General features: G+C 53.5%; 18 protein-coding genes and 1 pseudogene. 4 read left to right on the plus strand and 15 right to left on the minus strand.

Features of this window, described 5'->3' with window-relative positions; translation table 11 throughout:
- Positions 1 to 51: 51 nt before the first annotated feature.
- Together C8N30_RS00405 and C8N30_RS00410 are read right to left on the minus strand one after the other, a co-directional pair.
- Positions 52 to 657, minus strand: coding sequence for a hypothetical protein (locus C8N30_RS00405; protein WP_025062510.1), 606 nt, complete (start codon positions 655 to 657; stop codon positions 52 to 54).
- A gap of 2 nt (positions 658 to 659) precedes the next feature.
- Positions 660 to 1,838, minus strand: a complete 1,179-nt coding sequence (locus tag C8N30_RS00410; protein WP_025062511.1) for a deoxyguanosinetriphosphate triphosphohydrolase — start codon at positions 1,836 to 1,838, stop codon at positions 660 to 662.
- Positions 1,839 to 1,931: 93 nt separating this feature from the next.
- On the opposite strand from C8N30_RS00410, the gene C8N30_RS00415 reads away from it, so the two are divergent.
- Both C8N30_RS00415 and xth read left to right on the plus strand, forming a co-directional pair.
- Positions 1,932 to 2,255: a HesB/IscA family protein gene (locus tag C8N30_RS00415; protein ID WP_025062512.1), complete on the plus strand. Its 324-nt coding sequence runs from the start codon at positions 1,932 to 1,934 to the stop codon at positions 2,253 to 2,255.
- 501 nt (positions 2,256 to 2,756) lie between these two features.
- Positions 2,757 to 3,581 carry an exodeoxyribonuclease III gene (xth, locus tag C8N30_RS00420; RefSeq protein WP_025062513.1) on the plus strand — a complete coding sequence of 275 codons (825 nt, stop codon included), beginning with the start codon at positions 2,757 to 2,759 and terminating at the stop codon, positions 3,579 to 3,581.
- Here xth and C8N30_RS00425 read toward each other — a convergent pair.
- Positions 3,578 to 4,828: an MFS transporter gene (locus C8N30_RS00425; protein WP_025062514.1), complete on the minus strand. Its 1,251-nt coding sequence runs from the start codon at positions 4,826 to 4,828 to the stop codon at positions 3,578 to 3,580. The genes xth and C8N30_RS00425 overlap by 4 nt on opposite strands.
- A 266-nt stretch (positions 4,829 to 5,094) precedes the next feature.
- Between C8N30_RS00425 and C8N30_RS00430 the strand changes: the two genes are divergently transcribed.
- Complete coding sequence (locus C8N30_RS00430) at positions 5,095 to 5,622, plus strand: hypothetical protein (protein ID WP_025062515.1); 528 nt, start codon at positions 5,095 to 5,097, stop codon at positions 5,620 to 5,622.
- 356 nt (positions 5,623 to 5,978) lie between these two features.
- On the opposite strand, the gene C8N30_RS00435 is transcribed toward C8N30_RS00430, so the two are convergent.
- From C8N30_RS00435 to C8N30_RS00490, 12 genes and pseudogenes are all read right to left on the minus strand, one after another.
- Positions 5,979 to 7,934, minus strand: coding sequence for a TniQ family protein (locus C8N30_RS00435; protein ID WP_025062516.1), 1,956 nt, complete (start codon positions 7,932 to 7,934; stop codon positions 5,979 to 5,981).
- Complete coding sequence (locus tag C8N30_RS00440; protein WP_025062517.1) at positions 7,931 to 9,028, minus strand: ATP-binding protein; 1,098 nt, start codon at positions 9,026 to 9,028, stop codon at positions 7,931 to 7,933. Before C8N30_RS00440 ends, C8N30_RS00435 begins: the two co-directional genes overlap by 4 nt.
- 2 nt (positions 9,029 to 9,030) lie before the next feature.
- On the minus strand, positions 9,031 to 11,343 hold the full coding sequence (locus C8N30_RS00445; RefSeq protein ID WP_025062518.1) for a hypothetical protein: 2,313 nt from the start codon (positions 11,341 to 11,343) through the stop codon (positions 9,031 to 9,033).
- Positions 11,336 to 12,070: a hypothetical protein gene (locus C8N30_RS00450; protein ID WP_147419663.1), complete on the minus strand. Its 735-nt coding sequence runs from the start codon at positions 12,068 to 12,070 to the stop codon at positions 11,336 to 11,338. The genes C8N30_RS00445 and C8N30_RS00450 overlap by 8 nt, the downstream gene beginning before the upstream one ends.
- Positions 12,071 to 12,519: 449 nt before the next feature.
- The gene (locus tag C8N30_RS00460; protein ID WP_025062521.1) at positions 12,520 to 13,038 is read right to left on the minus strand and encodes a transposase; all 519 of its coding nucleotides are present in this window, start codon (positions 13,036 to 13,038) and stop codon (positions 12,520 to 12,522) included.
- A gap of 78 nt (positions 13,039 to 13,116) precedes the next feature.
- Entirely contained in the window at positions 13,117 to 16,341 is a 3,225-nt protein-coding gene (locus C8N30_RS00465; RefSeq protein WP_025062522.1) for a type I restriction endonuclease subunit R, read from the minus strand.
- Between the two features lie 15 nt (positions 16,342 to 16,356).
- The gene (locus C8N30_RS19760; RefSeq protein ID WP_322787453.1) at positions 16,357 to 16,848 is read right to left on the minus strand and encodes a restriction endonuclease subunit S; all 492 of its coding nucleotides are present in this window, start codon (positions 16,846 to 16,848) and stop codon (positions 16,357 to 16,359) included.
- Between the two features lie 216 nt (positions 16,849 to 17,064).
- A pseudogene (locus tag C8N30_RS19765) lies at positions 17,065 to 17,199 on the minus strand (restriction endonuclease subunit S); the annotation flags it as partial.
- A 48-nt stretch (positions 17,200 to 17,247) separates the two neighbouring features.
- A complete protein-coding gene (locus C8N30_RS00475) occupies positions 17,248 to 17,601 on the minus strand; it encodes a restriction endonuclease subunit S domain-containing protein (protein ID WP_025062524.1) in 354 nt (117 codons plus the stop codon).
- The gene (locus tag C8N30_RS00480; RefSeq protein ID WP_025062525.1) at positions 17,598 to 19,631 is read right to left on the minus strand and encodes a class I SAM-dependent DNA methyltransferase; all 2,034 of its coding nucleotides are present in this window, start codon (positions 19,629 to 19,631) and stop codon (positions 17,598 to 17,600) included. The genes C8N30_RS00475 and C8N30_RS00480 overlap by 4 nt, the downstream gene beginning before the upstream one ends.
- A gap of 159 nt (positions 19,632 to 19,790) precedes the next feature.
- Positions 19,791 to 20,687, minus strand: a complete 897-nt coding sequence (locus tag C8N30_RS00485; RefSeq protein ID WP_025062526.1) for a metallophosphoesterase — start codon at positions 20,685 to 20,687, stop codon at positions 19,791 to 19,793.
- Between the two features lie 144 nt (positions 20,688 to 20,831).
- The gene (locus tag C8N30_RS00490) at positions 20,832 to 21,452 is read right to left on the minus strand and encodes a DUF6634 family protein (RefSeq protein ID WP_147419664.1); all 621 of its coding nucleotides are present in this window, start codon (positions 21,450 to 21,452) and stop codon (positions 20,832 to 20,834) included.
- A gap of 497 nt (positions 21,453 to 21,949) precedes the next feature.
- Here C8N30_RS00490 and C8N30_RS00495 point away from each other — a divergent pair, with 497 nt between their 5' ends.
- Positions 21,950 to 22,945 carry an HNH endonuclease signature motif containing protein gene (locus C8N30_RS00495; protein ID WP_025062528.1) on the plus strand — a complete coding sequence of 332 codons (996 nt, stop codon included), beginning with the start codon at positions 21,950 to 21,952 and terminating at the stop codon, positions 22,943 to 22,945.
- Positions 22,946 to 23,064 lie beyond the last annotated feature (119 nt).

A 23,064-nucleotide genomic window follows, 5' to 3' on the forward strand; every position in this document is an offset into this window, starting at 1 on the left:
TCTCGGCGTGTTGGGTGGTCTTTCATGTACCACCCTGACGGGCCGCGTCAATCAAAGCCGCACTTCGGACCCCGTAAGAGGCCCCAACGTCCCCGAAAGCAAGCCGATGACCGTCTTTCGCGCGGGTGTCACCACGCCCGCCCCCACCGAGACGGTATTGAGCGTCAATCCATCACGCCGCAGCGCGTGGGCAAGGGCCGTTTGTGCAGATAAAATCGCCGGTGCCATCGCACCACCTGCGACATCCAGCGGCTGCTCGGGGCGGGAGACGACCGTGAGTATCTGGCCACCGGACAAAGACAAAGCGGGCATAAATCCCTGCACAATCCCCTGTAGCACAGCAATGTTGAGATCGATCTGTTCCGGATGGCGCAGCGGCATCAGGTTCAGGACAGCATCCAGACGGGCCTCACCCCATACACGGCCAACACGCCGCAATGCCTCCTCCGGCGCTCCTTTGAGGGTCAGGGGAACGGCATCGCTCAACTGCCCAAGCGCCTGAGCATCGGCATCTGCTGCGACAACTTGCGCACCGGCCGCGGACAGCGCGCGGCTCATACTGCGACCAAACGCACAGCAGGCGCCCAGCACCATGATCCGCTTGGCCTGCAACGCCCCTACGGGCTTTTGCAGATTTTCAATTTGACGGTCCAACATCTTCATCCCTTTCCCACAGACTGGATCCCTGCCAGCGGTGTGCCGCCAATCAGGCGATCATGCTCTTGCAAGGCAAAGCGGTCGGTCATGCCCGCGATATAATCCGCGACAAGCCGCGCGAGTAGTGTACGGTCTGATCCGGCCTGAGCAATATGATTTGCCCAATCGTCAGGCATTAAATCAGGCTGCTCCAGAAACAACGGAAACAGATCCTCCACTACGCCGGTCACTTCGGCGCGGATCTTCATGACAGCCGGCGCGCGGTACATCCGCGTGAACAAGAACCGCCGGATTTGCCCCAGATCGCGCCACATCGCATCCGAAAAACAAATGACCGGACGCTCGAGATGGCGAATATCCTCGACGGATCCGGCACCCGACGCCGCCAGATTTGCACGCGACGTCTCGATGACGTCGGCCACCATGACGCCGAATACGCGCCGCAATGCCTCATGCCTGCGGCGGTAAGCGTCAAGGCCGGGGTGCAGCGCGTCAACTTCTTCGAAGGCCGCCCCAATCAACGGCAGCTGCGCAATCTCGTCTTCGGCAAACAGCCCTGCGCGCAATCCGTCATGCAGATCGTGGTTGTTATAGGCGATATCATCGGACAGCGCCGCAACCTGCGCCTCGGCACTGGCATGGGTGTCAAGCTCCAGATTGTGCAGGTCATTATAATCGGCCAGCGCGTGGGGCAGTGCGCCAATGACGGGGCCGTTGTGTTTTGCCAACCCCTCCAGTGTTTCCCACGTCAGGTTAAGGCCATCAAAAAGCGCATAGTGGCGCTCCAGTGAGGTAACAATCTTAATCGCTTGCGCGTTATGGTCGAACCCGCCGTAGGGTTGCATAAGCGCATGCAATGCATCCTCGCCGGTATGGCCAAAGGGCGGATGACCCAGATCGTGCGCCAGCGCGATGGCCTCGGTCAGCTCTGCATTGAGATGAAGCGCCCCCGCGATCGTTCGCGCCACCTGTGCCACCTCGATGGAATGTGTCAGGCGTGTGCGGTAATAATCACCCTCATGCTCTACAAATACCTGCGTCTTATGCTTCAGTCTGCGGAAGGCAGACGCATGGATGATGCGATCGCGATCACGCTGGAAGCACGAACGGAAACTGCTCTCTTGTTCAGGCACTCGCCTGCCGCGTACACGGTCTGGGTCCGAGGCAAAGGATGCACGCATCTGGTCACTCCTGTAACGCGGCGCTTGTACCCCGCATGTGGGAAACCTATATTACGCCTATGACCCAATGAAAACACGTTGCGGAGTGACCCCATGAACCTGCCCCCCACAGTGACGCCACGCGCCTTTGAACGCCTGTCCGAAATCGGTGCTGCTACCGAAGGAAAAGCGCTGCGTGTGGCGGTTGAAGGCGGCGGCTGTTCCGGCTTTCAATACGAAATCGCACTGGACGAGCCGAATGAAGACGATCTGGTTCTGGAAGGCAGCGGCCAGCGCGTCGTCGTGGACAGTGTGTCGTTGCCATTTCTGGCAAATGCTGTGATTGATTTCACCGAGGAGTTGATCGGGGCGCGGTTTGTCATCAACAATCCGAATGCGACCTCGTCGTGTGGGTGCGGTACATCTTTCTCGATGTAACCGTTGGGTATTGGAATTCTCCTGCGGGGTGAATTGCGTAGATGCGCCTGAACCGAGGAAAAGATGCACAGAGCTCCCGAGCTTTATGCCGCATCTGACCCTCACGCCAGAACGACACTCGATAAATCTGTATCTCTCACCCTTCCCCCGGTCCGGCGTTTCTCATGCTGGCTAGGACGTGTTGGCCCGTACGACCCTGTGTGGGCATAAAAGGCCAGATAGACATCGTCTGATTGTCATTTGCCGTAATGTATGCAGCCGCTCAAATTTCTGGGTGTGGCCTGCCCAATCCTATGGCAAGCGTACCTTGTGTGCGCGGATGCGTGCATCATTGCATCTTAAGTCTGCGAAGCTATAGTTTGCATAAAATACAGGCAAACGCCAGTTTTCTTTCTGCGTCACTCTGTCTCGCCCTGACCGGTTGTCGTCTTGCCCTGCTGATCCAATTGCGCGATAGCAGAGAGACCTGCGCCAAAGACAGCCCCCAAGGAGTGTCCATCCATGAAGATCGCCACATTCAACATCAACGGCATAAAGGCCCGCATCAACGCCCTTCCAGACTGGCTTGACGAAGCAAAGCCCGACGTTGTGTTGATGCAGGAGATCAAATCGGTCGACGAGGCATTTCCGGCCGAAATTTTCGAGGAACGTGGCTATAACGTAGAGGTGCATGGCCAAAAGTCCTTTAACGGAGTGGGGATCTTGTCGAAGCTCCCCCTAGAGGATGTGACACGCGGCCTGCCCGGACTTGACGGTGAACCCTATGTTGCTGACGAACAGGCGCGCTATATCGAAGCAACTGTGGTGGGCGACACCCATTCTGTCCGGCTGTGCGGGTTGTACCTGCCCAACGGCAACCCCGTTGAGCTGAACGAGGATGGCACGCCGGTCGAGGGTGGCAAATACGCCTACAAGCTCGATTGGATGGACCGTTTGCGCGCGCGTGCGCAGGTACTGCTGGCGGAAGAAACTCCGTTTTTGATGGCGGGCGATTACAACATCATTCCGCAGGCAGAGGATGCCGCCACCCCTGACAGTTGGCGCGGCGATGCCCTGTTTCGCCCCGAAAGCCATGCAAAGTGGCGGTCCCTTTTGAATCTTGGTCTAACCGAAGCGTTCCGCGCCCGCACGCAAGGACCCGGCCACTATAGTTTCTGGGATTATCAGGCAGGCGCATGGAACCGGAATAACGGCATCCGGATCGACCATTTCCTGCTGTGCCCCTATACTGCCGACCGTTTGATAGACTGCCAGATCGACAAGGACATCCGCGCCCGCGACAAGCCTTCGGATCACGTGCCGGTCTGGATTGATCTGGCGCTCTAGGCCGGTTTGCCTGCCGCCAGCGGGCCGTTCAGTTCGTTATCCGGTTTCAGGCGCGCCTCACCCAACCGCGGGTGGAGCTTGGCCGTGAGCAAGAGCGCGACCACGCAGCCCGCACCCGCCAGAGCAAAGACGCCCGTAACCGGCGCCACCAACAGCACCAGCCAGGCGCCCCCGGGTGTCGCGATGCCCGACACATCGCGGTAGGATGAATAAACCGCCGACATCTCTGTACGCTCTGATGGCTTGACCGCCATTAAAAACGGCAGCCCGCCGCAGATATCCAGCAAAATAAGAAAGAAGCTGGCCGCAACCAGCAACGCGATCGTGACCCAAGGCGAAGTAATACCCAACCCTGCAATCCCGAAAAGCACCGCACATGTGGCAAAGCCTGTGCGCACAGATTGGCGGATCGAGCGGGCCTGTATCCAGCGTAGCATAAATGGCGTCAGGAACAGCGCCGCGTTGGTTGTGGACATAACTGCCCCGCCCAGTTGCGCCCCCATCCCGTTCCCGACGGCATAGATCGGCAGATAGACGATATAAGCCCACCACCCGCACGACCGGATCACGGCGAACAACCAGCCCGCGACAAGGCGCGGCTGTCGGAAAAACCGGCCCAGATAGGCAACCGGATTGGGCGGTGGCCGCTTGGCCTTTGTGATGAGCTTACCGTTACCCATGCGCATGTAGGTAAAAACCAAAAGCATAACCCCCGCTGCGGACGCGGAGATGATGAAAGGCGCAGGATGCCACCAATCCCAGAGAATGACCCCTGCAAATGGCCCGATCGTCCACCCCAGCGCGGAGTAAAACAGCCGCTGAGTCTCGCAGCGGCCGAGTTCGATCCGCGCGATATAATCAAGCACATAGGAGTTGAAGCATACAAATGTGGTGACCGTCGCAATGGAGTTGAGTGCAAGTGCCAGCACCGTCAACGCAGGCGTGCCCACCATCGCCGAGCTACATCCCGCGATATAGCAAAAGCACCCGATAACATACATCCAGCGGCGCGGGATAAACCGGTTGAGGAACGGCACCAGCAGACCTGCCATCAGCGACACGATACCGATCATGAAATAGACCGAACTGATCCGTGCGGCATCGCCTAATGCCGCCAGCATCGCCACCGGAAATACCGAAACCAGCATACCGCGAACGACGGCTTCGCAACCCGCAAGGATCGCAAAACCCCGCACTGATGGCGCAGGCGCGTGGCGGAGCCACTCGGGTATTCGACGTTCAAACATCTATATCAAATCCGGCAAGATATCGCGATCATAGGCGCGCTTCAAAAGCGCTCAAGCAGCGCCGCGACTACCTTCACGCAAAAGCGACGTTAAGCGAGATAATTCAACTATGATATAAATTTGATGCTTAGTGCATTGTATTCAAATCATAATGTTTTACGCCCATCCTACTGCAGAGCCAATCGTCTCTATCAGCGGGAACATATCAGGGGCCAGCGCGGTTGTACTGGCAGACCCCGCGACGGGGGAAATATTGGAGTATCACGATGAAAAATTTGGTTTTGAGCACAACAGCAGTAATCGCATTGATGGGAAGTGCAGCTTTTGCGCAAACGACAAGCGTAGTACCAGCGTCTACAGTGTCACTCATCGAGGTCACCACCGATCTTGAAGCGATCCAGAATGCAGAAGCCGCCGAAGTTTGGGTCAACATCGACGCTGATTTGGCTTTGGCGATCGAGGCACGCTTTGCCGAGCGCATGGCAGCGGAGGGCGCGGAAATAATCATCGACATCGATGAGGTATCCCTCGCCACTAGCTTTGAGCAAGCGATCGGTAGCGAAGAATCGTATCTGCAGGGCGATATTTTGTATCGCGTCCCTGGCCCCGATAACAATGCAAGTTACACCCTGAAAGTATCGTCGCTGCAGGCGCAGGCATTCTACCCCGATGGAACGTCGATCAGCGATATTACGCAGGGGAGCGACATCTACTATGCTGCGATGATCGACGCATTCGCAGATAACGTTGTGCGTAATCTGGACGCATCGCAGGAAGAGCTTGCTACCGAGTAAGTCTTTCAGACGATCATATGGGGGGCGCGGGAAACCTCGCTCCCCATTTTTATGGGTAACGACTTTTTGAAAACCTTGTTTTCAAAATGATCAATGAATTCAGCTCGGCTAGCCTAGCCGCGCTAAAAGAAAATCACATGAGAACGTTTTTCGCCGGATGATCAGTTCGGCAAAATATCCCCCGGGTAGCCGACTTATGCATTGCAATCTGCGTGACAGGGGCTTTTCTGTATAGTGAAGCATAACTTTCACAATTTTTGACCCAAAACCCCTATTTGTATAAAGTTGATTTTGACCGCAGCCATACTGGAAGCATCGGATTCACCGTTTGGAAGCATCAAATTCACCAGCTTTTGTCATTTTTTTGTTTTTCCTGAAAGATTGAGCTTGGCGATTTCTTTGCTCCTTTTATAGCGACCCTCTTTTGGAAGGGGGTGAGCTGCCTCTAAATCTGATGCAACCGACAGAACTTCGTCACGCCGATAAATTTCAGCACCAACCCACTTTGGATCGCATATTGTATCGACACTTTTCTCTTTGAGAACGCGGCTTACGATGCTCCAGTTTATTCCAAACATTCGTCCAATCAGACCAGGAGTCAGGTACATCTCTTGAAAATGCTCAATCTCAGTATGGGAGAAAAATATAGATTTAGTGACTTTTTTGGTTTCGCGCTGTTTTACCGCGATCAACCAAGGTCCACCGTTTTCTGTGGAGATGAGGCGCTTTATCGCAGCCCGCCGAATACCCAGAACTGATGCGGCGGAAGTCAAACTACACAAATCACACCCTTGGAATTCTTTAATTTTGTTAACCACATCCAAATAGCAAAAGCGAAGATGATCAATGCGGTTTCCGCCTTGTAGTAGGCATGTTTTTGGCAATTCCCCATCGAGTAGCCACATAAAGACCTGACTTGTATCTGTTCGCAGACGAGACGCCTCAGATAGACTGACATATCCATCTACTTCGGAGGAAATAATGGGCAGACCATTGCAAACAACTCCCAAAAATTCGTTCAGGTCATCGCGGTTAAAGTTACCACGTAGCTGACCCCTGTGCTCTTCTACCAGCGGCGTGATCGACTTAATGGTTTCGTTGCGCACAAGGTGTCCTACTTGGTTCGTGCTACCTCCAAGGAATCTTGCAACCTGATTTTGTGGGATAGAATTTGCAATACGACCAATAACGCGTTCAGCTTCCTCCACTGGGAAAACCAACTGATTGGAAGCTTCACGATCCACTGACTGAGGTATCAACCCAGTTGTACGCGCCAGGCCGAAAAGCCTGAATTTGTTAATGCCAATGGCTAATGACAAGGAACTTACTGAGTGGACTTTCCGCTTCGTAACAACTTCGCCAAATACGATTTCACCTGCACCAATTGAAAAGTTTTCTACAATCGATTCACGTACCACATTGACGATCGGTCCAAGGCCGCCGGTTCGAACGGACTTCTTTATTGAATTGTAAAGGTAACCGAACACTGCCTGCGGACCTGTCCTTCCACTTTTGCGTCCGGATGAAACTTTAACATTATGCAGAACATCTTTGATCGCTTCAGGACCCAGGGAGCACACATGAAAGCCCACATCACCCACAGCGGCCCAATCTGTATCAGTATATTCTTTTACTACTGCTTGGGATCCATCAAGAAACAGACTGCCAATCATTTCGCAAGCTCGGACCCCCTCCGAAATGCCCTGACCATCAAGCCAAGGTATATTCGCCCGAGTTCCGTTCATGCGGTCAATAACGTAGTCTTGAAGCACACCGGGATTACGCCGTACGGATGAAGCCACGGTATCCATGTCCACGTCGGATTGCTCGATCAGCTTCGCTAAATCATATGCCTGAACACCATACCGTGAATCGATTGAAGCCAGCTCCATACAATGAATCGGGCAAACTTTTACTGGTCGGAGCTGCCAGATCCACCTTTGTCGGAAAAGGCCAGCTCCAGAAGGTCCTGAGGATTTCGCATCGGCATTCAAACATTCGGGGCAATAGTGGACCTTTGTCCTTCGAAGTGTAGAAACATCAAGAGTCTCACCGCGCAGTGAAAATGCGCCATCGCTTTGCAATTGTACGGTATTAAATTTGAGGACTTCAGGCTCAATACCAGACAAGGCCGCCGTAAGTTCGACAAAATTGGCATCGCCATTCCTGAAAGCTCTGGCACCAAGGCCCACATAACTACAAAATTGACGGGCGTTTACACCAGCGTGAACGGTCCCAAGGCGAGCAAAGTATCCCTGCGACAACTCATCACTGTGAAATGAAACCGAAGGTTCAAGGCGTTCAGAGATCATCTGGCTACCTTTTTGTTTACCCTTCGACCCTTATTTTTTGCCCGAAAATCAGACTGCGAATTGTCAAAAAGCACCTCTGATGTGTCTGCTTCAGCACTTGTACCATCGACCCATCCCGGAAATTCGAATGGATTTACTGGATTGTAGTGTTTGAAAGTGAGTTCGAAGGTCGCCTTGAAATCTTCGATATCAAGCGCTACAGCACCATCCTCTTTCGCACGAACGACAGACGTTGCGATCAATCGCATACAGCGCCCATAACTCCCCTTACAACCATCGTACACGCGGTCAGAAAAGTATGGGTCGCTACTTACGGTAGGGTTCAATTTCAATCCTGCGTCACTTGCAAGTTGCTGAATCGCTTTTCCAATCATACTTACCGTATCGCTGCGTGGAAATGCTTCCAGCTGAAAATCAAGCAACCGGCCAGCCAGCTCATCGTTCTGAGGATCGTCATAGATAAAGCTGCGGAGTTTTGTTGTTCCAATCGTAATGAGGCAATAGCCGCCGCCATCTTGCAGAAACGTTTTCAAGAATAGGTTTACTGGTTCTGACGGCTTCAACAGGTTGTGAACTTCGTCCAGAATGACGATTTTAATGCCTTTCAACTTCAGCCGATGAGTTGCCAATTCATTCGCTTGTGCTCTTGTCATTTGAGCAGGAAACGTTGTGAAACCCGTTTTGGCGCAGATATCCTTATATACACCTTTCACGGTGGCATCCGTGCGAAGGCGGCAATAAAGTATTGATGGCCCGCATTTATCGACATCAATCTCTTCATCAAGGACCTTCGACAAAACCTGCTGCACAAGAAAGGACTTCCCCTCACGCGCAGGAGCCGTCACCGCAATACCCATTGTCTCGTTCTGAAATCTCTTTGGCTCTGACAGAATGTTTCCGTCTTCGTCGCGCTTCAAAACCATCTCAAGTCGTTGTACGAGTTGATTGTCCCAATTGCTGACCATATAGCGCTTCAGCAGCCAGTCAGACAGCTCTGCAGTATCGTTCAAACCAGGGCGCGGATCATCCAGCATTACAGCGGAAGATGGCGTTTGATCTGGTTCAGCCGCCAGGGCTTGGCTTTCAATATTCATGCTCATTCCATTGTCCCAGGCTTGAAAATATCTTTCGGACGTCGGCCTCGCGCCGCCGTACGGTCGGTTGGTTTGACATGAGCACCTGAATTCTGATCTCCCGAACCTGCACTGGTGCCCCGCGCATGCGCTCCACCTTCATCATCCGCGCCGCCTACAGGGACGCCATAAAGGCTATGTGTTTGCGCGCTCGCGATCATCGTGGTGGGCGTAGCAAAATAACGCAGAGCACGCTGCTCTGTCTTAAGAAGGAGCTCTGGGGTCATAGTTTTCCTCGTGACCTTTCGTCTGGTCGCAATGCGGTCTTGAATTAGACTGTCGATCTTTTGCTCAGCACTTCTGCGTGTTGCCTCAGCATCAGGGTTGCGTTCGACTTCCTCTCTTTTGAGGATCAGTAGCCATTCATCCAAATTGACACCGCGGGCACGTGGATCCATGACCTCAAGCGGGATCCACGTGCGTGGCTTAATCTCAACCTGAATCTCGCTCAGGTTCTCTTCCCACCATCGGATTTTAAAGGCGCGATTTGGATCGCGCAAAAGCTCGCGAGCGAAAACCTTAGAAGAATAGTTGGCATGCATTACTCGGATACCAGTTGTTTGCGCACGACGAAAAAACGTTGTCCCAAAGATATGGGTCATGTTCTTCAATGCTGGGATCGGCCTACATCCAATTCCAACCCTCATCTCGTGGTTCCATAAGTCAGCTGGGGTCAGATTATCTCGCCCACCGTTCTCGTCGTTATGATAGATATCGACGATCCAGACCGTCAGAACTTGAATAAGATCATCAAGCGTCATGACCGCCTCAGCCTCGGCGTCGTATTCGCCGCGCTCACCGATGTTAGAAAATGTTTTTCCCGGTATTTTCGCGAGCAAGCCTCTATTTACGGTCTTGAACACCCGCTCTACCGCTGCCCGAATAAAGGCCTTCGCCTTCGGCGCCGACACCTTATCGATGCGGAGCTGGGCGCATAGCATTTCGGTAGCGCCAGCGAGGTAAGCATTCCCAGAATCGTGCATGACTTTTTCCGGCCGCAGAAACTGGTTCCATTCCCCTTCTGCCCCGCATGCTTCAGCAAGCTTTGTTTTATCCGACATCGCCATGAGGAAAGTGCGCTTTGCCAGATCCGGCGTTGCGGTCATTCCGATCTGCATGCCCAGAATACATCCGGTGTAGACGTCAATCATGACCGACATAATGACCCGCAGAGGCTTAGCTTCTGATATCCCCAATGCGCGCAGTTTTTCTTCGCCGAGGAAGTGAACAAGGTATGGATACGGCACGATGGTCATCAGATCGACGTCATTTTCATCGATCATGACGATCTGACCGGCTCTTTCAACATTCAGCCCCATTCCGACAATGAACCTGTTGCGATCCATATAGTCAGAACCATTTTTCCTTAAAATACTTTCAAGTGGTGAAATGGCTTTGATCCACGCGCTGACAGTCTTGAGCGAAGGTGGAACAACCTTGTTTACAGCCTCACGTTCCTTGACTTCGATAAGTTCACCCACCGCTTCACGGATTTCAATAGCCGCAAGAAGGCTTTGCCTCTTGGCATTGACCTTTGAAGTGATCTTATCGTGAACGTCAGTTTTTGGCACCTTTTCAAGCGTTTCATATTGATCAATTACAGCTTTGAGAATTTCAACTACTTCTGGAGCCAGTTTACTCGTGCTGTTCCCAGAGAGATGGCGGTTGTCGACAAGATTACAAAATCCGTGCGTTCGCAGTTGTTCGTCCCACCGTTTGATGGTTTGAGCCGTTGCAGAGTCAATTGGAATCGATTTCTTTCGAAACGGATGGCGACGAAGCTTTTCTATCGTGCCACTCAACTGGGCAATCCGACCAGGCAATTTTCGGAGAATAACCGACTCGATCCCCTTGATTTCAGATCGTGTCCGCTTGAGTATCCCGCGCTCTTGGCAAATTTCACGCATCAGCATCACAGAGGCGAAGCGCAGAATGAGATCCTGTGCTGGGCTCTCGTCAAGTGAAGCTACAAACTGGGGTTTGAACGTCTGACTATGGTCGATGAAAACATAGTCACCCTCATCGATATCAAGCGTTCCATCCATTAACGCGGCCGTCAATTCATGGTGCGGAACAATACGCCGTCCTACAAACTCCAAATCTGGTCGAGAGCCCTTCATAATAGCCGGGATATTTTCAGCCTCGGGATCGGGGGAATACTCAATCATATGGCCTTGAACAGCCTGCCTGATGAATGTGATCTTGCGGTTTTGAAATCGGCCTGTTGTGCCAGGTTCAAAGCGGAAGACTGGAGTGGATGTCTGGGCGTCAATCATGGGTGGCCACACCCCGCACAACCACAGAGTCTCGACTGATTTTTTCATGCTTCCACAAAACAAGATGTCCAGATCCAATCAAGCGCACCAACGCCCGGAAGCCCCGCGGCCCTCTGTTAATCTGGCAGATAAGTTCGTCGAGTTTAGCTTTCGAAGTCACGTCAGCAACAACGGTCAAAGCGATGGCGTCAACATCCGCTTCTTCGTCGCGGCAGCCTCGAATAAGCTCAGCGTTGAAAAGCGTAATCGGATCGCGGGCAAACTCTGTAACGAGATACAACTCATCGAAAAGCTTTTTCTGACGCCCATCTTCTCTTACCTGTGCAATTTCGTCTTGGAAATCCTCAGTTACGTAGACTGTGGGCTTGTCAGTGAGACCGAAACGTTTGCCGCCTTCCTTGATGACCAAGTGATCCAGATAATGTTCGCGGGTCTCCTTTTTACCATCTTGGTAATGAAACGGACCCACCTGCTCGATGACATCAAGCGTGTCAGTTTCAGCAAGTGCAATCATGCGCGTATGGTATTCACCCATGCTGCCACATTTAGAAATTTGGCCCGGATCTTCATCACTGTCATGAATGACCATCTGAATTACGAAATGGCCATGTGCTGACTTTGGGATCTGGTGTATTGCACGAGATGGCCTCGGCTCATTCCATACATATTCAGAGCTCACGGCTTCAGCCCCATGTTTTCCTTTGCCCGAAGTGAAGGGCTCCGCCAAATGACGCCACTCCTCAGAATCAACGAATAAGAGAGCTGAAAAATAGAATGCAGATACACAAATAATGAGTATTCATTTGCCAGGTCTGCGTTTGAACTCTCAAATCCGAGAGCTTTGCGAATGTTCATCTCAGCCTCTTTCCTGCTCTCTACCGCTGTCCATGTCGCTGCACCAAGAGGGCGAAATGATGCGCTCCATCCAATAGGAAACAATGAAAGATTCGAGTCAACCATCTGTTTTTGTTGCGAATTTACTAATTTCATATGTTTTACACTACGTCCCTTGAACCACTCCAACTTCCAACCATTCATTTTAAAAAGCTGAATTTCTTGTTTGGTATTGGCCAAGTATGTCAAGGAATCTGAAGCGATACGGCTGGGATGAATAAACCTGAAAAGAGTTATCCCTTTACCTCATCAATAATTGTTGCCGAAGTCCTGAATTAAAGATCAGCTTTTGTGCAGTGCTACATGTTCTTGTGTTTCGGCGCTTTGCTTCACGCAGATACAGCGCCCGATCAGCCCACCGCTTGGAAGAATAAGATCAGTGCGCAACTTTTTACGAAGATCAAAAGCAACCTTGTAGGTAATCTCGAACCTCTGTTTGAGCCTCTCAGATGTTTGTAATTCAATCCTCCGACTGCTCACATTCGCAGAAATAATCATCTCAGCCGCAATAAACCATTGTTGCAGATCAAGATGCGAGCGATGGCAAATTGTACCTGAAGTAACCGAAAATTGGTGCCGACATTCGCGGCACTGGTACGGTTTTCGCGTCTTGATTTTGCCGATGTTGCTTGAACCACATGCGCTACAGGTCAAACCCTTTGGCCATCGAACAGATTTCAATCGGCGGATACATTTTCCCTCAGTATGAAAATGCTTGTCCACCGCAATCGAAGGTAATGCTTTGGATAAGTCCATCCAGTGATTGGAACTTACATCCGCATCGTAAACTGGTCGATCCATGCGGTCAGCGCTCTTTGTTGCGAACTTTTTCGACGATGATACCCGCTTTGCCCAAAATCAGAATGACCATTCCACTTATCAATTTGGTCTGACCTCAGTGCCGTGAGTGTTTTCAAAAAACTGGAACAGCGCATCTGTCTTCACTCCCAGCGCGTCTTCATCATATTTTGATGCAGGCAATCCTGTGCGCTCATCATACAGCAAATCATAAATCTCCTGCCTGAGGCCATCCCGGGTACTTTGCTTCTGGAATATATCCTGCACAGCCTCAATCTTGCGCTGGATTGCCTTCAACAATTCTACCGATGCTGATTTGATTTGCCTTATCTCTTCTTTTGACAGGTCATCCTGGACCAGCAGATCAAAGACCGGCTTCTGATCAAAGGTGAGCCCCAAGGCGACATGCGCTTGTGTTTCGCCCTCCATCTCGGCCGTAAGCCGCATCAGCGCTTCGAAAGTGGCTTCGATCGTATTCTTGTCTTTTTCCTTGTTATAATCGGCGATGATCTCGTCGAACCGCTCCTGGAAATCATTCAGCGTCGGATTTGCTGCGAGCATTTTCGCGAGGCGCTTTTGCAAGACACTGCGAAGGTCTTGCACGTCGCCGGCCTTGCGCTCGCTTTTTGCAAATTCCTTCCGGAGCATCTCAAAATTGACCTTAGAGATGTCGAAAATCCGATCCTCCTCACGGTCCGCCTTGATGTCGATGGCTTCTGCGACAATCGCGTTCAATTGTTGAATGATGGCCGCCGTATCAGCGTCAGCCTTGTCGTCCTGAAGAGAGCTGTAGATGTAGTTGATCGCCTGATAGTCGGCTTTATAGGTCACAACACGCTCAAACGTCAGGCATGCTTTGTATTTGCGAAACACAGCGCGACACGCAATCTCAAACCCTTTGCGCGTCTCGTCGTTCGTGTTGATCAGCTCTTTCGCATCCTGAAGCGCTTTGAGCTTATTAAAACCAGACGCATCTTTCATCCGATCAGGATCATACCCTTCGGCGGTCAGACGCTCGCGCACCAGCCCGATGGCCTCTGCCAGCTCGGCAAGAAGTTTGTCATCAGGATTCAATGGATCAACCTCAGGTGCCTCACCAGGTCCTCCCACAGGTCCCTCGCCCGTATGTCCAGCAAAAGTCGCCAGCGCTTTGCGGAGGTTTTTCAGAATGCCGCAGTAATCCACGATCAACCCGTTGTTCTTGCCCTCTTTCACACGGTTCGCGCGCGCGATGGCCTGCATCAGGGTGTGCGCCTGCAATGGCTTGTCCAAATACAGCGTAGAGAGCGACGGCACATCAAAACCAGTCAGCCACATCGCACAGACAATCACGATGCGGAACGGATGGTCATCGCGCTTGAAAGCCGTCTCGACATCCAGCCGCTTTTCGATCTCACGACCACCGACGGTCTCTCTGACCGTGAAGCCATCCTTCATCAGCTTGCGATGCGGGATGATATCCAGGCCCCAATCAGCAAACCGTTTCACCTCGCCCTGCTCGTCACTGACGACAACGGCAATCTCGGTCTCGCGCATCCATTCAATCTGCTGGCTGCGGATGACCTTTTCCTGATCATCACCGAGGGTTCTCAGCTCGATCTGCAGCGCTGCAATCCGCGCCGCCCATGCCGCCTTGATGTACTCATACATCCGCACAGCCGTGATCTTATCGATCGCCACATACATGGCCTTGCCACTTTCCCAGTTCGTCGAGAAATGCGATGCGAAATCCTTTGCCACATGCTGCAAACGCGGCTCTGCAGTGACGATATGGTATTCGCGCTTCAGATCATCCGACAGCTTTGCTGCAACGTTCGGATCATCAATCTCCGCATCCGCAATTGCCGCAGCCAGCTTTTCATTTAATCCCTCGCCTGAAACCTGAAGCTTATCACCCCGCGCGTCGTAGAACAGCGGCAAGGTCGCGCCATCGAGGATCGCATCCTGAAAATCATAGGTGGACAGGTACTCGCCGAACACCTGCTTGGTCACCTCGTCATTGCCGAACAACGGCGTGCCATTGAAGCCGATGAAGCTGGCGTTTGGCAGCCCCTTGCGCATGTTCAGCGCCAGCGTGCCGTATTGCGTGCGGTGCGCCTCGTCCGTCATGACAATCACATTGTCACGGTCGGAATACACGCCCCCCTCGGCCTGCGCGTCCGTAAATTTCTGGATCATCGCAAAGACGACCTTTTTCTGCTTGCCCAGCAGATCGCGCAGACCCGCCGCTGATCCGGCACGGCACGGGTCCTTATCGTTATTCGCCAAGCCCACAGAGGCAAACGTCTTGTAAATCTGGTTGTCCAGATCGGTTCGATCCGTCAGCACCACGAAAGTATAATCGCCCCCCAGCTTGCGATGCACCTTCTGCGTGAACAGCGCCATGGAGAACGACTTGCCCGACCCTTGGGTATGCCAGAACACGCCCAGCTTACCCTTAAGGCTTTCGCGCCGCTCCACGGCCTCCACAGCGCGGTTCACCCCGAGATACTGGTGGTTCTTCGCCAAAATCTTCGCAGGGCCACTCGCCGTATCCGCAAACAGGATGAAATTCTCGAACAGATCCAGAAACCGCCGTTTGTCGCAGACGATCTTCAACAACGCCTCCATCGGCAGCATACCGTCGCGCCGATCCGTCTCGTCCAGCTTCAGCCAGTCCGCGAAATGCTCGTAGTCGGCAGTGATCGAGCCCATCTTGGCCTCGCCGCCGTTGCCCAGAATGACCAGCGCGTTGAAATGGAACAGATGCGGCACCGTGTCTTTGTAATCGGACAGGTTCTCGTTATACGCACGGCGCAGGTCTTTGTCGGGGCGCTTCAGCTCGCAGAACATCAGCGGCAATCCATTGACGAAGCCGATGATATCGGCGCGGCGGCGGTGGGCATAGCCGCGTATCCACATCTCTCGCACACACAGGAAATCGTTGCTCGAAGGGTCGTCGTAATCGAACACGCGCAGACGGTGGGTCTTTTGCACGCCGTCTTGGCGGTATTTCACGCGCACGCCATCGCGGATCAGGTGGTATTTGTCTTGATTGATGCGGGTCAGCGATTGCGAACCGAAGATGTCAGTAATCTCGCGCAGCGCGGAGCGATAGGCATCATCGGGCAGATCGGGGTTCAGCCGCACCAGCGCCTCGGACAAATAGCGCGTCAGAACGATGTCCTTATCAGAGCGGCGGCCCAGTGTGCCCTCGGCCCCAAACGTCTCCGAATTCCACGCCATGACCGAGCGCCAGCCGTGCGTGTCGCGCAGATAATCGGCCATGGTGGTCTGGACCAGCTGGTCCTCGGTATAATCATTCATATCAACAGAGTACCGTTAAACGGGAAGACGTCCATCCATAAGTCGCGGGAGCAGGAGATCGCGGGCGGCTGTGAGTTTGGTATTTTGAGTTTCCAGCACATCGACCGCTTCAAACTTTGGCGTTGCAATCGCCTTGAACGCCGCCTGAATGTCCAAAGGTGGATAGAGTATCGGAACTTGCTTCAACGCGCCCGCACTCAGGTTCGGCATTGTCGATCCGAGCGCCTGATTGACGATAAATCCAGCAGTATCAGGCGCGCCGAGTGTCTCGAAAAGATACCTTGCATCAATCACCGATGTGTTTGGTCTAATCCGCAAACAACCTGTCCCACAAAAGAACCCAGCCTGTTTTTCATCAATGAACGCACGTCTGCCAATTTCGCCCCGCCGTCCATAAACCGTATCCCCGACAATCATTCGATGACGCCCCAACTTATCGGCCAGCGCTTCTGGAATTCGGGCGATGCCGTCACAGTCGATAGTATTTCCCTTGATGTTCTTTGGCATGATCACCGGAACACCCTCTTCGGTGTAGTCAGCCTGATGAAGCTGGCTGCCAAATGGCCCCGTCTGAATTCCGTCACCTTCAACGCAAACCTCGGGAAGCAGCTTCAACTCCCACCCCTCCGGCAGGCCGTCCAAAAATTTTGCTGTCTCATGGCCGGGAAAGCGGAAGTGGACGAACCATTCGCGGTAGAGCAGCCTTGCGGCCTGCTCCAACAAAGCAATCCGCCGCCGGTTGTTTTCGATCAGGTCGTCATAGGCCGAAAGGATAGCGGCAATGCGTTCTTGGGTCGGGAGGTCGGGCTGTGGAATGTTAACGGTCTTCAAATCAGCCAGATTGATAACTTGCTGAACAGCGCCTTTGGTCCTCTGAAAAAGCTCTGAGCGGCCATTCGGTGACCGCTAAAAGTACATTATAAATTTCGAATTATACTCTGGGCGCAATGCGACAAGACCTGCTTGTCTCGCAATGTTTGCTCCAGCAAGCTCCATAGGAACAATCGCAGCTTCACCGGGGTTTCCGACCAATGAAATCAATATCTCACCCCCGCGCAAGATCGTGCGTGCATAAGGTTTCGATGTGTCTTGTGTTATCGTTCTCAGATCAAGCGTGTTGATTTTGCCTTCTTTTATATCACCGCCACGCACAAAAAGGATGCCATTCTCTTCGTCTTCTGGTCCGGGCTTCACGACACCATAAGTGATTGATCTCTCCGTCTCAGTCATCTCTTGCAGTTGAAGGGTCGGCCAACTCATACAATCAACTCTTCAAAATTCGCCGCAATCGTCTCGGCCAGATCCACCGCCTCGGCGTTCAGCGTCTCGATCTCCAGATGGATTTCCCTGATCGTCGCGTCGAAATCAAAATCTGCGTCATCCACCTCGGGTGCCACGCCCACATAGCGCCCCGGTGTCAGGCTATAGTCATTCGCTTCCAGCTCGGCGTGGTCAACCAGTTTGACCAGCCCCTCCACATCGCAAAGCACGCCGTCAGGAAAGCGTGACAGCAGCCACTCCGCCTGCCCCTCGAAATACCGCGCGCGCCGCAAGGCACCCGTCACCGACAGCTGCACATCCGGATCACCCGTCAGCGCCACGCGGGCACTGGCAATCGCCGCCAACAGCTTCTTGCCCTCCGCCGCCTTCTCCCCACCCGCGATCGCAGCCTCTTGCGCCTTTTGCGCCAGCTTCGCCAGATGGTCGATCTCCTTGATCAGCACCTTTGCATGCTCCGCCATCGGCTGCATCGCATCCCGCGCCGCCGTCAGCGCCGCAATCTCTGCCTCAGGTTCCCCCAGCGCGGCAGAGGTCGCCACAAACGCCTCCGCATCCCCCGTGAGCTTGGCAATCCCCGCCTTAAGCTCCGCAGTGTCGGTGTGTTTGACCAGATAGCCCTGCGCCGCCTCCAACGCCTCGATCAGCCCCGCAAACGCCGCCCCCTGCGCCTCGTCCCGCGCGGTCTCCAGATAGTCCCGCACCAACCCGTTGAAGCGGTCATTCTGCCCGCGATACAGCCAGACAATCGCCGTGAGGTTCTGCATCTGCTCGGGCGAGAAATCGAAAATCTTGCGTGTCACCTTGCGGAAGACGTGCCGCGCATCCAGCATCAGCGCTTTGTCCCGCATGGCCTCCGGTTTGCCCTTGTCCATGAACCAGATTTCACAGGGCACGGTGCGGGTGTAGAAAAAGTTGCCGCGGATCGCGCACATGATGTCCATGTCGCCTGATTTCACCAGCGCCTCGCGCACTTTCGCCTCTTGCCCCCCCGCCGAGGACGCCTGCGACGACATTACGATTCCCGCGCGGCCCCTTTCAGACAGATAGGCATGAAAGAACGATATCCAGACATAGTTGCCATTGGACACCTTGCCGCCCTTGTTCACGCCCGGCAGACCGAACGTCAGGCGCGGATCGTCCTTCATCTTCTCCGCGTCGATCTCGTCCACATTGAACGCCGGATTGGCCATGACGTAATCAAACGGCCCCTGATCCTTGTGCGGGTCTTCGTAATAACTGATCGCCTTTTGTATATCGCCATCAAGGCCATGCACGGCGAGGTTCATCTTGGCCAGCCGCAGCGTGGTCGGATTCTTCTCCATCCCGTAGAAGGTCAGCTCGTCATTCGGGCTGGCCTTCATTGCCTCAACGAAATGCGCCGACTGCACGAACATGCCGCCAGAGCCGCAAGCAGGGTCGATGATCTTGCCACGCACAGGTTCGATAACATTAACGATGGTCTCTACGATACTGATCGGCGTGAAGAATTCGCCGTTGTCATGTGCCTTCTGATCGGCAAACTGGGTCAGGAAATATTCATAGATGCGCCCGAACACATCGCCATCCGCCTTTTGCAGCGCCGGATCATTGAAGATACGCAGAACCTGACGCAGTGCATCATCGTCCAGCTCTGTATACTCCTGCTTGGGCAGCAAGCCCGTGAGGCCTTCATAGTCTTCCTCGATCGTCTCCATGGCATGAATGACGGCAGCCGACGGACTTTGATCTTCAGGCAGACTGATAAGGTAGTCAAACTGCGCATCAGGCCGCAGGAAGATGGCACTGCGGCTGGAAAAGTCTGCTTTCGTCAGATCGCGCACGACGCCCCCACGGCTGGGCAATGTCGGCAGGATTTCATCGCGTACTTTCAGATACCGAGAACACGCATGACGCAGGAAAATCAGCCCCATCACGGGCATAAAATACTCGTTGCTTGCGAAGTTCGACGTGGACCGCAGAACGTCCGCCGATGACCACAAACGTTTCTCCAGATTTCCGATGTGTTCCAATGCGTGGCTCCAACTGCTTTCGTTATTCCGTATCTCTATATGGAAACGATGGAGATACACCAGAATGGGTTGCGCTTGAACGATGTTTTACCAAATACCAAAGTGTGTTTTTGAAGCTCCGTACCAGCATCCCCGCACATCAAGATGATACCTTTTGCATCACAAGAGTTTTTCGGGAAGCTCCCCCTTCACCGCGTGAATCCGCATCTCAGTCTTATCCCCTCGCGAACGAATGCGCGTGTAAGCCAGCTGCGCTCTGTAAGCCGCACCGATATCGAGAGCGATGGACCGGTGGATCTCGACCCCGTCACAGAATTCAAGATCAGCGTCGCTGGCAATGTCCCTGCGAAGTGCAGGCGTATGACCATGAACAATGACCGTCGGTTTGCGGTCTCGGCGTTCCGGATCAGGGTCTCGCAGGTCCCACCCGTCCCGGTGCGATAAAAAGGGGTACCGGATCGTAGCCCAGTGATACTCTTCTCTTACAAAGAAGCGATCCTGACCCAAAAACTCTGGGACATCACCGTATGGATGCACTCCAGCATGCACAAAAAGTAGATCTCCCAGCTGTAAGTAAGTCGGTCCCTCAGCCATCAGTTGAAGGTATTCTGGATGCATCACCTTTCGGAGCTCTCCTTGTATTTCCGAAGGGGTATTATCTTCCTCGGACATGCCCAACTCGGACAGAACCGTCTTACCGCCACCAGAAATCCAGAGCGATAGCAGGTCCGGAAACAATAGGCCGAAATGCAAAGCCAAATCGTGATTTCCAGGCAGCACGTGCAACACGTCAGCATTCGCAAGCGCGGTACCTCGCATAGCGAGATCAACTGCACCGACCGACGAAGGGCCGCGATCAATCAGATCGCCGACGAATACCAGATGCCGTACTGCGCCATTCCGCGGTGTATTCCGGATGTCTTCAAGAACCCGCTCCAGTAAATCGGCCTGACCGTGAACATCCCCGATGGCGAACACTTCGGCGTTTTCCGGCAGAAGGCCTGGAAGATCTCGCCATGGCAGCGAATAAGAACCGAATTTCAGCGCAATAGTCATGCTTTCTCACCGAGAAAGTTTAACCTCTTCACCGACATTGAGGCGCCCATTTTAATGTGCGGTCGTGCAAAATACCATTTCTCAAATCGCTGCGACCGGCCCCTTCCAAAGGTCCCAAGCCGAATTTGAAAATCTGCCCGGACTTCATCCATCTCTGAGCCCCGCATAAATCTGATCCTCAGCGATCTGTGCCTGGACTTGCCAAAACTCGAGCGCAAGATGCTGTAGCGCCGCCACTTTGGGCCCCAACTGCCTTAGAATGTTGTCAGCCGTAACTGGATAACCCAGCCGGTACCATCTCGACGCTGTACGCGCCCAGGTCTTACCTGGATCGATGCCACAAAGCCTCGATGTGTTGATTAAGGATCCCTTTAAAGTCGGATGCCCTGCTTGCGTACCAATCAAGATTGCCCCGCCACATTGGAGATCCTGGATCGCGATCCAAGGGCACAAAATCGGAGCCTGCTTAAGGTCGCCTGGCGAAGCTCCCGTGAGCCCGAGTTCGAGAGACCGACCTTTCATACGCTGCATGAGTTTTGAAATCAGCCGTTCCCTGCAAGACAGCCATTCACCTACCGTCAAACACCATGCGTGCCGCGCGTTGACATACTTCACCGAAGGGGTCAAAGCCTCAAAGGCTTCAAGAACCTCCGATGGTATTGAATCCGCCAACGCATAAAATCCGCCGCCGCCTGTTGTGAATAGAACCGGGTCAGATTGTCTAAGAACTTTAAGCGCAGCAAGATCTTCAGTGTTCGGATCCATCCCAGCCCCTCTGATAATAATGATCAACATCTGGGTAAACTGACAGCGGCGCAGGGCACCTGTCAATGATTTAAGCATATGAATTAATTATATAAATGCGAAAATTGGGGCGCGCTATTTTCTCCCACCCTTTCATAATTGCATTTGTCCCTTTGCTTCATGATCAAGCGCAAGAGTCTGAGGGGCTTTCAGCAAGCATCGGCCTTTGCGAAAAGCCGACGTACGCCGGAAACGGCCCATACCGAACTCTCAATGCCGTGCTTGGATGCTGCGGTTGCAGCCCGCAAAGCCGACATTAGCGTTGCTACGCACTGGCGGGCGTAGGCCGAGTGTGCTCTGCCCCTGGTTCTTCTTGACTCCGACCTCACACATTCGACAATCTCTCAGTGCGTCCAGAGCATAAGGTAGCGCCGGACGCCCCGCTTCACATCTGCTGAATAGAACCGGCACCGGACCATTCCGGGGAAGGCCGAGACACCCTTGCACTGGAGAGCATGATGCCATCCTCGAAAACGCCTATGGGCGAGCATGACCACCTGCTGGAGATCTACGAAACCGAAGTCGAGGTCGAGTATCGCGGCGAGCGATACTGCGTCCGTGACAATGGCGCAGTGTATCGACTGAACGAATTCCGGAAACGCGCCCGTCCGCTCGACAAAACATGGACCTTCGGGCGCCAGAACGTCACGACCGGCTATCACCTCCTGGCCGGTGTGCCGATCCACCGCATCGTTTGCAGTGCCTTCAACGGTCCGCCACCCTCTGATCAGCATGTTGTCGATCACATCGACACCAACCGGGCGAATAACAGGCCCGAGAACCTGCGTTGGCTCACTAGGCTGGAAAACGCACTCTTAAACGAAATCACCGCACGCCACATTGAGCTGGCTTATGGGTCGATAGAAGCGTTTCTCGAAGATCCATCCAGACCCATAAACGAAACATCCTTTCCCGACGTCTCATGGATGCGGACTGTGACCAAAGAAGAAGGTTCCAGAACCAAATCCCGCTTCGAGGCGTGGGCGAAGAGCGGTTTCGTCCCAAACGGAGGCGCAATCGGCGAGTGGCTCTACGGCACTCGTGAGCGAGCTGATTTCGAGCCAGAGCCGGAAGAGTATGAAAGCTTGACGCAATCGGCGATCCAAGTGAAGTGGAAGGTCCCGACCAAGTTTCCGGGATGCCCAGAGGCGGTTTCAGAAGATGGTTTGGAGCGATACGCTCAGAACCTCCGGTTCGGAGAGGTCTTCGCCCGGAACGACATTTACCAGAGCTTGGTCGTTCAATGCGCGCTCGTCGAAGGCGGGCTGGTCGTTCTTACCCGTGCTGCGGAAGCTGAAGCGATCAAGAACTGGGCCGTCGCCATAATCACGATCCGTGGCGAGCTGTTCGTTCACCGCAGCGAACATCAATATTTCACTTTACAAGGTGCTCTAAAGACCTTCTGCGAGCTGACGGGCGAGAGTTTGGAGGACAGCATCGACGACTATACGTAAAGGGCGCGCCATGCGTTTTGGTATATTTGTCGGGCTAATTCAAATGCCGGGTCGGCCCTTACTGGCCATCCACTCAACAAGAGGCATGCTACGGCGCGGCTCGTCATTCCAGACATTCG

This window comes from Sulfitobacter guttiformis, from assembly GCF_003610455.1.
GTDB classification, from domain to species: Bacteria; Pseudomonadota; Alphaproteobacteria; order Rhodobacterales; family Rhodobacteraceae; genus Sulfitobacter; species Sulfitobacter guttiformis.

What these genes read in the sequence shown, in the direction of transcription:
- C8N30_RS00475 (WP_025062524.1), bottom strand. Translation starts at nt 17,601, where the DNA reads ATGAGTTGGCCGACCCTTCAACTGCAAGAGATGACTGAGACGGAGAGA.
- C8N30_RS19760 (WP_322787453.1), bottom strand. Translation starts at nt 16,848, where the DNA reads ATGCCAAAGAACATCAAGGGAAATACTATCGACTGTGACGGCATCGCC.
- C8N30_RS00490 (WP_147419664.1), bottom strand. Translation starts at nt 21,452, where the DNA reads ATGGATCCGAACACTGAAGATCTTGCTGCGCTTAAAGTTCTTAGACAA.
- C8N30_RS00430 (WP_025062515.1), top strand. Translation starts at nt 5,095, where the DNA reads ATGAAAAATTTGGTTTTGAGCACAACAGCAGTAATCGCATTGATGGGA.
- C8N30_RS00495 (WP_025062528.1), top strand. Translation starts at nt 21,950, where the DNA reads ATGCCATCCTCGAAAACGCCTATGGGCGAGCATGACCACCTGCTGGAG.
- C8N30_RS00485 (WP_025062526.1), bottom strand. Translation starts at nt 20,687, where the DNA reads ATGACTATTGCGCTGAAATTCGGTTCTTATTCGCTGCCATGGCGAGAT.
- xth (WP_025062513.1), top strand. Translation starts at nt 2,757, where the DNA reads ATGAAGATCGCCACATTCAACATCAACGGCATAAAGGCCCGCATCAAC.
- C8N30_RS00440 (WP_025062517.1), bottom strand. Translation starts at nt 9,028, where the DNA reads ATGAATATTGAAAGCCAAGCCCTGGCGGCTGAACCAGATCAAACGCCA.
- C8N30_RS00435 (WP_025062516.1), bottom strand. Translation starts at nt 7,934, where the DNA reads ATGATCTCTGAACGCCTTGAACCTTCGGTTTCATTTCACAGTGATGAG.
- C8N30_RS00460 (WP_025062521.1), bottom strand. Translation starts at nt 13,038, where the DNA reads ATGGATCGACCAGTTTACGATGCGGATGTAAGTTCCAATCACTGGATG.
- C8N30_RS00410 (WP_025062511.1), bottom strand. Translation starts at nt 1,838, where the DNA reads ATGCGTGCATCCTTTGCCTCGGACCCAGACCGTGTACGCGGCAGGCGA.
- C8N30_RS00425 (WP_025062514.1), bottom strand. Translation starts at nt 4,828, where the DNA reads ATGTTTGAACGTCGAATACCCGAGTGGCTCCGCCACGCGCCTGCGCCA.
- C8N30_RS00415 (WP_025062512.1), top strand. Translation starts at nt 1,932, where the DNA reads ATGAACCTGCCCCCCACAGTGACGCCACGCGCCTTTGAACGCCTGTCC.
- C8N30_RS00405 (WP_025062510.1), bottom strand. Translation starts at nt 657, where the DNA reads ATGTTGGACCGTCAAATTGAAAATCTGCAAAAGCCCGTAGGGGCGTTG.
- C8N30_RS00465 (WP_025062522.1), bottom strand. Translation starts at nt 16,341, where the DNA reads ATGAATGATTATACCGAGGACCAGCTGGTCCAGACCACCATGGCCGAT.
- C8N30_RS00445 (WP_025062518.1), bottom strand. Translation starts at nt 11,343, where the DNA reads ATGATTGACGCCCAGACATCCACTCCAGTCTTCCGCTTTGAACCTGGC.